This is a genomic window from Kitasatospora putterlickiae, from assembly GCF_039527695.1.
GTDB classification, from domain to species: Bacteria; Actinomycetota; Actinomycetes; order Streptomycetales; family Streptomycetaceae; genus Kitasatospora; species Kitasatospora putterlickiae.
Window position 1 is genome coordinate 12,244 of the sequence record NZ_BAAAKJ010000193.1, and the last position, 11,355, is coordinate 23,598.

An 11,355-nucleotide genomic window follows, 5' to 3' on the forward strand; every position below is an offset into this window, starting at 1 on the left:
CCGACGGGACGCCATGGCGGGCGCGCTGCTCGGGCCGGCGTTCGGCGACGAGGAGATCGGTGCCTTCCTCGACGGCCGGGGCGTCCCGTACGAGCGCCTCGGGCCGCAGGCGCTCGTCGAACGGGTCGCCGCCGCCCTGGCGGACGGGAAGGTCGTCGGCTGGTTCCAGGGGAGGATGGAGTTCGGTCCGCGGGCGCTGGGCTCCCGCTCGATCCTGGGAGACCCCCGGGATCCCGCCATGCAGAGCACCATGAACCTCAAGATCAAGTTCCGGGAGTCGTTCCGCCCCTTCGCCCCGGCGGTCCTGGCCGAGGACGCCGGGGACAACTTCGACCTCGGCCCCCGGACCAGCCCGTACATGCTTCTGGTCGCCGAGGTCGCCAAGGCCCGGCGGGTGGACGGACCGGAGCCGGCCGGCCTCACCGGGCAGGACCTGTTGAAGTTCCCCCGGTCCACGCTGCCCGCCGTGACCCACGTCGACGGCTCCGCCCGCGTGCAGACCGTCGAGGCGGAGACCTCGCCCCTGTTCCATCGGCTGCTGAGCGCCTTCCGCGACCTGACCGGCTGCCCGGTCCTGGTCAACACGTCCTTCAACGTCCGTGGCGAGCCGATCGTGCACACGCCCGAGGACGCCTATGCCTGCTTCATGCGGACCGGCCTCGACCTGCTCGCGCTCGGCGGACACCTGCTTCACAAGGAGCGGCAGCCCGACTGGCACGAAGCCGGGAACTGGCGGGAGGAGATACCGCTCGACTGACGTGGTCCGACCGTCAGTGCCGCCCCACGGCGCGGCAACCCCGCGCCACGGCCTCGAACCCCGTAGCACCCCGTCGTCGTACCTGTCCGGTGATCCGGTGAGAGGTGTGTGACCCTGTGGCCCTCCTGATCCTGCTGCCTTTCTACTTCCTCGTCTTCGTGCCCTTCTGGCTGCCGGTCAGACTGCTGCGTGATCCGCTGCGGCGGCGCTGGAACCCCGCCGCCCCCGACTACTGGGACTACTGGGACCACCAGGCCGACCGAGATCGCCGTGGCCCGGACGGGGAACGACGATGAACGACACCCGGCCGCGCAGCGCCGTGCTGGCGGGCATCGGCCACTGGCTGCCACCCACGGTCATGACCAACGAGGAACTGGCTGTGCGCGTCGCCGTCACCGCCGAGTGGCTCCGCAGCCGGACCGGTATCGCCGGCAGACACGTGGCCGACGCCGGAATGGCGACCTCCGACCTCGCCGTCGAGGCCGGACGGCGTGCCATGGAGTCCGCAGCCGCAGGGGAGGCGGCACCCGACGCCAGGAACCGGATCGACACGGTCGTCGTGGCCACCACGACACCGGACCGGATCACCCCGGCCACCGCGCCGGAGGTCGCCACCCGTCTCGGCCTGACCGGCGCCGCCGCGTTCGACCTGGCGGCCGCGTGCAGCGGGTTTCTGTACGGCCTGGCGGTGGCCGACGGCCTCGTCGCGGCCGGAACCGCTCAGCGCGTCCTGGTCGTCGGCGCCGAGACACTGACCTCCATCGTCGATCCGACGGACCCGGCGACCTCGGCGATCTTCGCCGACGGAGCGGGAGCGGCGGTCGTACGAGCCGGCCGACCGCACGAGCCGGGTGCTATCCGACGGGTGGTCCTCGGCAGCGACGGGGCCGGAAGCGACTGGATCGCCGTCCCCGGCGGCGGTGCCCGGCACCCCGTACCCGGAGCACACGGCTCAGGACAGCAGCGCTACCTGAAGCTGGCAGGCCCGGAGGTCTTCCGCAACGCGGTCAGACGCATGACGGCAGCCGCCCGGGAGGCACTCGCGAGAGCCGGATGGGAACCGGCCGACGTGGACCGGGTGATCGCCCACCAGGCCAACGTCCACATCCTTCTCGCGGTCCGCCGCAAACTCGGCATCCCTCCGGAGCGGATGGCCGCGAACATCCAGCACGTCGGCAACACCTCGGCCGCGTCCATCCCGGTCCTGCTCGCCCAGGACGCCGCCGAGGGCCGGATCAAACCCGGCGACCGGCTCCTGCTCGCCGCGTTCGGCGCCGGCTTCACCTGGGCGGCCACCACCCTCGTCTGGCCCGAACTGCCGGGCACCGCCCGCGCCCTGCGTTGAGGAGTACACCATGCCGATGCCCGCCGCCGTCCTGTGCGGGCTGGGTTCCAGCCTCCCCAAGCGGGTCGTGCCCAACTCTCGACTCGTCGAGGAGAACGGGCTCGCCACCGACAGCGAATGGATTCTGCGGCGCACCGGAATCGCCGCCCGCCACATGGCCGACCCTCGAACCAGCACCGGCGACCTCGCCACCGCGGCGGGACGGGCCGCGCTCGACTCCGCCCGAAACCTCGCCGGCTCCCCCCTCGTACCCGACATCCTCCTGCTGGCGACCACCACCCCTGACCACCGGTGCCCGGCCACCGCACCCGAGGTCGCCCACCGGATGGGCCTGGAAGCGGTACCGGCCCTGGACGTCAACGCCGCCTGCGCGGGCTTCCTGTACGCGCTGACCCTCGCCAAGGGGCTGGTCACCGCAGGCCTCTACACCCACCCACTGGTCATCGGCGCCGAGACCTACACCACCGCACTGGTGGACCCGCACGACCGCGACACCGCGATCCTCTTCGGGGACGGCGCCGGCGCGATCCTCCTGCGCCCCGGAACCGCCTCGCAGCCCGGTGCCCTGCTCGCCGAGGACCTGGGCACCGACGGCTCCCGTACCGGCCTCGTACGCGTTCCCGCCGGCGGTTCCCGGACTCCTTTCGGCAGCCCCGGCACCACCCGGAAGGACTTCTACCTGGTGATGAACGGCAAAGCGGTGTACGCCCAGGCCGTACGGCGGATCACGGCCTCCGCGCTCGCCGCGCTCGACCGCACCCGCTGGAGCGCCGACGACGTCGAGGCCTTCGTCAGCCACCAGGCCAACCAACGCATCATCGACGACGTCGCCGGGCGGCTAGGCGTGCCCGCAGCCCGGTGCCACGGAAACCTCCGCCACGTGGGCAACACCGCTGCGGCCTCCATCCCGCTGGCCCTGGCCGACGCGGCGGAACGGAACCTCGTGCGACCCGGCGCACGCACCCTCCTCGGCGGCTTCGGCGCGGGCCTGGCGTGGGGGGCGCACACCCTCCACTTTCCCGAAGCCCGGCCGCTCACCCGCTCCCCGCACCACGCCGACCACCAAGGAGCCGCCCCGTGAACCACCACTTCGCGCACCTGTCCTCCAGGCTCACCGAGAAGTTCGACATCGACCCCGGGCTCATCCGCCCGGAAGCGACCCTGGCCGATCTCGGCCTCGACTCGCTGGCCTTCGTCGAACTGCTGATGACCCTGCAGGACGACTGGGACGTCGACCTCGACGAGAGCGAGATGCCGCCGCAGACCACCCTCGCCGAACTCGTCGCCGCGGCGCGGACGCAGTCCGTCACCGAAGCCCCGGACACCGCCGGGACATGACCCCTGCCGGTCCGGCCCGCCCCGCATCAGAGAGGACACGACCATGACGCCGAGCCCGCGCCCTCCGGCGCCGCCGACAGCCGCACACCCGGCCGACCTAGGCAGCGAACTCGCGCTCGGCCGGGCAAGCCACCAGGTCGGAGAGTTCCGGCAACGCGTACGCACCCTGCTCCGCGAGCAGGTCGCACCACTGCTCCCGGTGGCCGAACGCGACCGCCGCTTCCCGCGCTCCGCCGTCGCGAGCCTCGGCGCCGCGGGACTGTACGAGGAACGCTGGTCGGGCGGCGTCCACGGCGACCTCGGGCGCTCCGTCGTCCTCGCGGAGGAACTGGGCCGGGCCGGCCTCGGTGGCATCGGCATCGGCATCGGGCTGCACCTGGAAGCGGCGGTCGCACTCCTTCGGCGGTTCGGCCAAAGCGATCACACCGGCGAGGTGCTGCGGTCAGCACTGTCCGGGAGAACCGTCTGCTGCGTCGCGACATCCGAACAGCACGTCGGCTCGGACCTGTCGGCCGTCGGTACCAAGCTGACCCGGGAGGGTGATCGTTGGCGGGTACGGGGCGTCAAGTGGTTCGTCTCACCCGGAGCCGCCGCCGACCACGCCCTGGTGCTCTGCCGCGGTGCCGAAGGGCCGGCGCTCGCTCTGGTCCCGCGCGAGGGAATCACCGTCGTCAAACGCTTGGCGACCACAGGCCTGCGCAGCCTGGAAACCGCGCGCCTCGCCGTCGACGCGCTCGTCGACGACGACGCCCTGCTGGCACCGCCGGGCAGCGGCCTGGCGGCCGTCGGGGCCGGGCTGGCCTACGAACGGTTGGCACTCGCGGCCCAGACCCTGGGGACGCTCGACCTCGCACTGAACCTGACCATCACCCACCTGCGGCGTCGGACCCAGTTCGGCGCCCCGCTCATACGACACCAGGCGCTGCGCCTGCGTGTCGCCGACCTCGCCGCGCGGACACGGGTCGCGCGGCGAGGGCTGTACGCGACGGTCGTCGAGATGACCGCGACCGGAACCGTTCCGGCGCACGAGGCAGCCGCGTTGAAGGTGACGGCCGCCCGGCTCGGGGAACAGGTGGTGGGCGAGTGCGCCCACCTCTTCGGCGGCCGGGGATACGACGAGGACGCGACCCCACTGGAGCGACTGTGGCGGGACCTGAAGGTCAACCGGCTGGGAGGCGGCAGTGACGAGATGATGTGGGAAGTGGTGGCCACCGCTTTCCGACCGGACGATGCGCTCTACCGGCACTGGGTCCGCGATTGACCAGCATCTAGCTGTCCAGGGGGTAGGCGGCCGAACAGGACCGCTGCGACTGGCTCGCGGGCCTGACAGGCGGGCGGGCGACCGCCCCGTGCCCGCACCGCAAGGTGCGGCGCGGGGTTCCCCGCCGGTCCGCCGCGGAGGGGCGCCTACCGCCCCTGGCCGGCGATTCGGTCGGCAGCGGCAGTCGGGGGTGCGGCCTTGTCGATGTCCGTCACGACGGCGGACAGCGCTCGGTGGTGGACGACACTCAGCGGTCCGAGACCGGAGAGAGCCGTGATGACGGCCGTGTCGGACGACTCGGCGGACGTCCCCGCGCCGATGACCGCGATGGTGGCGGCGTCGGCGACGTCCGAGGGCGAGAGGTCGCCGAGGGTGTCGATCCGTCGGACGGCGCGGCGGTCCGAGGGCGCGCCGAAGTGTGCGGTGGGGCCCAGGAGCAGGGTCAGATCGCTTCGGTCCGCAACCGTCCGGGCCATACGCAGAAGGTCGGATGCCGCGTAGCACCAAAGGTCGGGGTGCTGTCCGCGCAGCATCGGGAAGCGGCGGCGAAGGATGCGAAGGAGAGCCGGGACATCGTCGAGACGGGCGCAGGAGCCGATGACGAACGAGAGCCGTTCGGGGGCCGGCACCGTGACCTTGCCGGCGGAGACCGGGTCCGGGACGGAGATGACGTCCGCGCTTCCAAGGCCGGCCCGTTCACGCCAGTGGTGCTCCTGCTCGGCCTCGGACCCCAGCAGGAGGACGGTGTCGCCACGGTCGAGGTAGGAGCCGAGAACTGCTCGGGTGCGGGCCCTTCGGGGGCAGTCGAGGTGTTCCGAAAGGGGATGGAGAGGGCCGGGCCGCGGGCCGGGAAGTGCTGGTTCGGTGGCCGGTGGCGGGCCGCAGGGCAGGTCACCGAGAGGTACCAGAACTCGGCGGGTCCGCAGTGTCCGGGACCAGGTCGCGACGGTGCGGGTCGCGAGGTCGGTGTGGTGGGCGGGTGCGGCCACCGCGATCCCGACCACACGGCCGTCGAGGTCGATGTAGGTGGTGGCCGTCACGCTCCCGGCATGTTGCCGCGCCGTGGCCGTGGCCGGCGAGGCTGAGGTCGGACGGGTCACCCGACCGAATCCGGCGGTAGCCGCCGGGAGGCCCTGCCGGGTCAGCCACGCGGCGATGAGCGGAGCGGCAGGGCAGTGGACCTCTCCGCGGTCGGGATGGACGAACCGGCTCAGTACCAGCAGACGGTCCGTTTGTTCTTCGACGGCGTCGAACGTCTCAGTGAGCCGTGATCTGTTCACAGTGCTTCCTTCCTGGCGGCGAGCGGGCACGGCAGGGGCCCGACGCCATGGTCGCGCCAAATGCTCAGCTGTCCGTAGCGATCGGAAGAGGGAGCCATTCACATGGAGGAACGGAGCGCGGCCAGAGCGTTGACCGGGCCGGGGCGGTGGCGGAATGACTGCTGCGGATGAGGGGACAGAAGTGAGTACGACACCGGATCACGAGGCCCGGAGCCGAAGTGACGACCTCCTACCGTTGCTGATCTCTTTGGACGCCACACTGACCGAGATGTCCGGAGTGCTGGCCCGGATCTCCGGGCAGCTGGAGGCGTGTTCGGCGCCGGCATGCGCGGCGAAGCGCGAGGCGCGGCTCTCGCCGCAGGAGATGAGGGTTGCCAGGCTGCTGGCCGAGGGGCACTCCAACAGGGTGATCGCTCGGCGGCTCTCGCTGTCCGAGAACACCGTGAAGGCCCACCTCCGGGTGATCTACCGCAAGCTGGGGGTCGCGACCCGGGCGGGTGCGGCTGTCGCGGTCGTGCGGCAGTCGTCCGGCACGGGTTCGGCCACGGCCCCTGGCACGGGACTGCGGCTTCGGGCCGAGGAACGGGACGGTTCCGCGAGTTGAGCCACGTGGCAACCGGACCGGTGCCCGGACCGGAGGCTGCCGCGGCGCGGGCACCGGAGCGGGTCATGCCGCCCGCAGTACCAGCGCGGCGTTGTGGCCGCCGAATCCGAGCGACGTGCTGACGGCGAAGCGGAGTCGGGTGCTGCGGGCGTGCCGGGCGACGATGTCGACGGCGATGCCCGGTTGGAGGCGATGGAGGTTCGCCGTCGGTGGGATCAACTGGTGGCTGAGCGTCAGCGCGGTGAGCGCTGCTTCGACCGCTCCGGCGGCGCCCATCAGATGGCCGGTCACGCCCTTGGTGGACGTGACCGCGCCGCGCTGCCCGAGTACGCGGGCCAGCACCCGGGCTTCGGTGATGTCGTTCAGGGGCGTGCCGGTTCCGTGGGCGTTGACGTGGTCGACCTCCTCGGACCGGACGTCCGCGTCCGCGAGCGCCGTGAGCAGGGCGCGGGTGATTCCGGCCCCCGAGCGGTCGGGCCTGACCAGGTGGTGGGCATCGGAGGAAGCGCCGTGGCCCACCAGCAGTGCGTACGGGGCGGCCGCGCGCCGCCGGGCGTCCGCCTCCCGTTCGAGGACGAGGACGCCCGCTCCTTCCGCCAGCACGAAGCCGTCCCGGTCGGCGTCGAAGGGGCGTGAGGCGGAGGCCGGGTCGTCGGTGCGCCGGGACAGCGCTCCCAGGCGGTGGAAGGCGGCCGCGCAGAGCGGGGTGATCATGGCGTCGGCACCGCCGGAGACCACGACGTCGCAGGCGCCTGTCCGGAGGAGGTCCGCGGCGGCTGCGATCGCGGTGGCTCCGGAGGCGCAGGCCGTGCTGGTGTGGACGACGGGACCGTGGGCGTTGAGGTCGATGGCCAGGTACCCGGCCGCCATGTTGGGCAGGAACATCGGCATGGTGAGCGGGGACACCAGGGCCGGGCCCAGTTCGAGGAGCCGGGAGTGCTGGTGCTCCAGAGTGGCGACGCCGCCGGCGGCGCTGCCGATGACCACGGCTGTCCGGTCGCCGTCCCAGGTGGCGGGGTCGAGTCCGGCGTCGGCGACGGCCTCACGCGCGGCCAGCAGGGCGAACTGGCTGTAGCGGTCGAGGTGGCGCACAGTGACGCCGGGAAGGTGTCGGGCCGGCTCGAAGTCGGGGACGCGGCAGGCGAGGTCGACGGGCAGGCCGGTGAGGGCGGGGTCTCGGGCCGCGGTGGGAATTCCCGAGCACACCCGTTCCCAGGTGGCCTCGCGGCCGATTCCGGCGGGGGTGACCAGCCCGATGCCGGTGATGGCGATCGGTGGGTGGGCGGGCGTGATCACGTGTCGGCCCGGAGCTCGGTCACGACTGCGGTCAGGCTCTCGACGGTGAGGTCGTCTCCGCCAAGACCCTCGTCGAGCGGGACGCCCCACCGCTCCTGGAGTACGACGAGGAGCTCCGCCACCCCGAGGGAGTCGAGTCCGAGCTCGCTCAGTGTGGCGTCGGGGCGGATGGTGGCCGGGTCCACCTCGAAGGTGTCGCCGAGCAGGGCGACGAGGTGGTCGCGGATGTCACTCATGCTGCTCTCCTTGGGGCGGGCGTGGTTCCGGCGGGAGGTGGAACGCGGTGGCAGCGGGCCAGGTCAGGGCGGCGGATCCCCAGGTGAGGCCGCCGCCGAAGGCGGTGAGCAGGGTGCGCGCGCCGGGTCCGACCAGGTGGCAGGCGGCCGCGTCGGCCATGGCGAGGGGGATCGACGCGGCGGCGGTGTTGCCGACGTGTCGTAGGTTTCCGTGGCAGCGCTCGGGTGGCAGCAGCAGCCGTTGGGCGACGGCGTCGAGGATGCGCTGGTTCGCCTGGTGCCCGATGAACGCCTCCACGGTGGCGGCGGGCCATTGGGCACGGGAGAGGACGGTGCGGGCGGAGGCCGTCATCCGCAGCACCGCCTGCCCGTAGACCTCGCGCCCGCGCATCCGGAAGAAGTGGTCCGCCTCCGATGTGTCGCCGTGGCGGCGCGGTCTGCGTGATCCGCCGGATGGGATCTCGATGAGGTCACTGTGCGTGCCGTCGCTGCCGAGGTCGAACCGGATGAAGGCACCAGGGTCCGCGGTGGTGCCCCGTTCGAGGAGGACGGCGCCGGCTCCGTCACCGAAGATGACCGCAGTGTCGCGGTCCTGTGGGTCGACGATGGCGGAGTAGGTCTCGGCGCCGACCACCAGGGCGCTGTCGAAGGTGCCGGAGGTCAGCAGCGCGGAGGCCACCTGAGCCGCGTAGAGAAAACCCGAGCAGACCGCGGCGAGGTCGAACGCGGGAGTGCCGGACAGCCCGAGGCGGGCGGCGACCTCGGGGGCGGTGGCCGGGCAGGGCCGGTCGGGAGTGGTGGTCGCCACCAGGACGCAGGCCGCGGTGGTGCGGCCGGCCGAGTGCAGCGCGGCCCGCCCCGCGGCGACGGCGAGGTCGGCAGTGCCCACTCCCGGGGCGACGCGGTACCGGGCGCGGATTCCGGTGCGGGTCCGGATCCATTCATCGGAGGTGTTCAGGCCTTCCTGCACGAGGTCGGCGTTGGTGATCCTCCGCAAGGGCAGGCAACTGCCCAGGCCGGCGATCACAGCCGCGGGCCGTGTCATGGGGTGGCCCTCGGGATCGGGGCTTCGAGCGGGCGCTGTGCGGCGACGGGGCCGCCGGGGGCGGTGGCGGCCGGCGCCGCCCAGGTGAGGACGGTGCTGCCCCAGGTGAGACCGGCGCCGAAGGCGAGGGTGAGGACACGCGCGCCGGGAGTCGTGCGACCGGCCCGGGCCGCCTGGGCGAGCGCGAACGGCATGGAGGCGGCACCGATGTTCCCCACGTCCCGGCCGGCGACAACCAGCTGGCGGGGCAGCACCCCGCACCGCCGGGCAACGTCGCGCAGCATCGCGGGGTTCGGCTGGTGCGCCACCACCAGGTCGATGTCGGACAAGCCCAGGGCGGCGTCGTCGAGGGCGGACCCGATGAGCGAGGGGAAGACCCCGTTGACGAACGAGGCCAGCTGGCGTCCCTGCATGTGGATCCGGTGGTCCTTGCCGGCCACGGTCCGCCCGGTGGCGGGGATCCGGCTCCCCCCGGCCGGGATCAGCACCTGATCGGCGCGGGTGCCGTCGGATCCCAGCCGGATCCGGCCGAACCCACCGGTTGCCACCGGGCCGAGGACGGTGGCTGCGGCGCCGTCGCCGAACAGGACGGCCGTGGCCCGGTCGGAGGCGTCGACGAAGGGGGAGTACGTCTCGACCCCGACCACGGCGGCGTACCGGGCGCCGGTCTCGGCGCGCAGCCAGTCGACCGCCACCCGGGCCCCGAAGAGCCAGCCCGAGCAGGCCGCCGAGACGTCGAAGGCCACAGCCCGGTCCGCGCCGAGCAGGGACTGAACCCGGCAGGCGGTGGAGGGCCCGAGTTCGTCGGGCGTGGACGTGGCCAGGACGACGAGGTCCAGGTCGCCGACGTCGAGGCGGGCGTCGGTCAGGGCGGCCTGTACCGCTGCGGCGGCCAGGTCGGAGGAGGCCTGCCCAGGAAGGGCGCGGCGCCGCCGTCTGATCCCGGTGCGTTCCTCGATCCACCGGGCGCTCGTGCCCGTCAGCGCGGCGATCTCCTCGTTGGTGACGACGGTCGGGGGCAGGTAGGTGCCGGTGCCCAGGACTCCGATGGGGACGGGACCTGCTGACACGGTGGTGTCCTCTTTCCGGAGGTGGTGGCTTCGGGGTGTCCGGCGGCTCAGAACGCGACGATGAAGCAGACGTGGCCTTCCGGTTCCCGCGGCTGTTCGCAGATGACGCAGGCCGGGAGGTCGGACCGGTCGACGTCGCCGGGCGCCGGTCCGGCGCTCAGCGCCCGCACGTAGCCGGGCGTCGACATCGGCGCCGCCAGCACGGCCGGGGGAACGGCGAAGGCCCCGATCAGGTCCGGCAGCGTGGGAAGGATCAAGTCGTACAGGAGGTTGAACCGTGCGGCGAGCCGGTGGAGTCCGGCCGGTTCCAGCCAGCCCCGGGCCACGTACCAGCCGGCGTGCGCGCGGAGGGCGCGCAGCGCGTAGAGCGCGCACAGCGGGGCGACGGTTTCGCGGGCGCGACGGTCGGGCAGGCCGTCGACGGCGTCGGAGAAGGCCTCCAGCGTCAGCCGGTGGGTGTGTGCCGCCGTCAGCTCCAGGCCCGCCGGGATGCGGTCGTTCCAGAACGCGAAGTACTCCGCGGAGCCGGCCTCGGGCCCCTGGGCCAGTTCCGCGTGCAGGGTCCTCTGCAGGGCGTTCTCCCGCGCCTCGGCCAGCTCCACCCAGCCGCGCACATCAAGCAGGTCGGCGGGCGGGCAGGCCGGCGCGCCGCCCGGAGGCTCCGGCCGCGGTTCCTCGGCGGCCAGCGAGCGGGCCGCGTCGACGGCGATCAGCCCGCTGTCGCCGCCGCCGGCGTTGAACAGCCGGGCGAGCGCGGAGTACGACGTGAGGCGGTTGGCGTCGAGTTGCGCATGGGCGCCGCCGACGCGCACACAGGCGTCGATGGCCTCGGCGCCCTCCCAGGAGACGGATGCCTTGATCAACGAGAGGGTGCGGTTCACCGCGACCCAGGGGGAGGACGCGACGTCCGGCCCGGACGGCGGAGTGCTCCGGACCGAGGGACCGCCCGCCGCCTCCCGGCTGCGGACGGCGACCGCCGTGTTCGCCAGCACGGTCACGGCGTAGGCCGTCGCGAGGGCTTCCAGCAGGGCCTGCTGCTGGTTGCGGTAGTCGAGCACGGCCGCTCCCGGGGCGAGCCGCCCCGACGTCCGCCGCCGCCGCGCGTAGGTGAGGGAGACGGGGG

The 11,355-nt window shown here is 73.1% G+C and carries 13 protein-coding genes; 7 read left to right on the forward strand and 6 right to left on the reverse strand.

Translation table 11 applies throughout. From position 1 onward, the window contains the following. The 6 genes from ABD308_RS19325 to ABD308_RS19350 all read left to right on the forward strand — a co-directional run. The coding region (locus ABD308_RS19325) for a carbamoyltransferase C-terminal domain-containing protein (protein WP_344336199.1) at positions 1-757 on the forward strand (757 nt) is incomplete at its 5' end. 116 nt (positions 758-873) lie between these two features. Continuing rightward, positions 874-1,053 carry a hypothetical protein gene (locus ABD308_RS19330; RefSeq protein WP_344336201.1) on the forward strand — a complete coding sequence of 60 codons (180 nt, stop codon included), beginning with the start codon at positions 874-876 and terminating at the stop codon, positions 1,051-1,053. Beyond that, positions 1,050-2,102 carry a beta-ketoacyl-ACP synthase III gene (locus tag ABD308_RS19335; RefSeq protein WP_344336204.1) on the forward strand — a complete coding sequence of 351 codons (1,053 nt, stop codon included), beginning with the start codon at positions 1,050-1,052 and terminating at the stop codon, positions 2,100-2,102. The genes ABD308_RS19330 and ABD308_RS19335 overlap by 4 nt, the downstream gene beginning before the upstream one ends. A gap of 10 nt (positions 2,103-2,112) precedes the next feature. After that, positions 2,113-3,183, forward strand: coding sequence for a beta-ketoacyl-ACP synthase 3 (locus ABD308_RS19340; protein WP_344336207.1), 1,071 nt, complete (start codon positions 2,113-2,115; stop codon positions 3,181-3,183). Continuing rightward, positions 3,180-3,440, forward strand: coding sequence for an acyl carrier protein (locus ABD308_RS19345; RefSeq protein WP_344336209.1), 261 nt, complete (start codon positions 3,180-3,182; stop codon positions 3,438-3,440). Before ABD308_RS19340 ends, ABD308_RS19345 begins: the two co-directional genes overlap by 4 nt. 43 nt (positions 3,441-3,483) lie before the next feature. Beyond that, entirely contained in the window at positions 3,484-4,701 is a 1,218-nt protein-coding gene (locus tag ABD308_RS19350) for an acyl-CoA dehydrogenase family protein (protein WP_344336210.1), read from the forward strand. Between the two features lie 146 nt (positions 4,702-4,847). On the opposite strand, the gene ABD308_RS19355 is transcribed toward ABD308_RS19350, so the two are convergent. Then, positions 4,848-5,741, reverse strand: coding sequence for a hypothetical protein (locus ABD308_RS19355; RefSeq protein ID WP_344336212.1), 894 nt, complete (start codon positions 5,739-5,741; stop codon positions 4,848-4,850). A 508-nt stretch (positions 5,742-6,249) separates the two neighbouring features. On the opposite strand from ABD308_RS19355, the gene ABD308_RS19360 reads away from it, so the two are divergent. Then, positions 6,250-6,585, forward strand: a complete 336-nt coding sequence (locus ABD308_RS19360) for a response regulator transcription factor (protein WP_344336215.1) — start codon at positions 6,250-6,252, stop codon at positions 6,583-6,585. A 63-nt stretch (positions 6,586-6,648) separates the two neighbouring features. Here ABD308_RS19360 and ABD308_RS19365 read toward each other — a convergent pair whose 3' ends face one another. The 5 genes from ABD308_RS19365 to ABD308_RS19385 form a co-directional block, all read right to left on the reverse strand. After that, positions 6,649-7,878 (reverse strand): beta-ketoacyl-[acyl-carrier-protein] synthase family protein, encoded by a 1,230-nt coding sequence (locus ABD308_RS19365; RefSeq protein WP_344336262.1) that lies wholly within the window; start codon positions 7,876-7,878, stop codon positions 6,649-6,651. After that, the gene (locus tag ABD308_RS19370; RefSeq protein ID WP_344336218.1) at positions 7,878-8,117 is read right to left on the reverse strand and encodes an acyl carrier protein; all 240 of its coding nucleotides are present in this window, start codon (positions 8,115-8,117) and stop codon (positions 7,878-7,880) included. Before ABD308_RS19370 ends, ABD308_RS19365 begins: the two co-directional genes overlap by 1 nt. Continuing rightward, a complete protein-coding gene (locus ABD308_RS19375) occupies positions 8,110-9,162 on the reverse strand; it encodes a beta-ketoacyl-ACP synthase III (RefSeq protein ID WP_344336221.1) in 1,053 nt (350 codons plus the stop codon). Before ABD308_RS19375 ends, ABD308_RS19370 begins: the two co-directional genes overlap by 8 nt. Further along, positions 9,159-10,232, reverse strand: coding sequence for a 3-oxoacyl-ACP synthase III family protein (locus ABD308_RS19380; protein WP_344336225.1), 1,074 nt, complete (start codon positions 10,230-10,232; stop codon positions 9,159-9,161). The genes ABD308_RS19375 and ABD308_RS19380 overlap by 4 nt, the downstream gene beginning before the upstream one ends. Before the next feature lie 47 nt (positions 10,233-10,279). Beyond that, positions 10,280-11,355 (reverse strand): acyl-CoA dehydrogenase family protein (locus ABD308_RS19385; protein ID WP_344336232.1); only part of this gene is annotated, 1,076 nt, incomplete at its 5' end.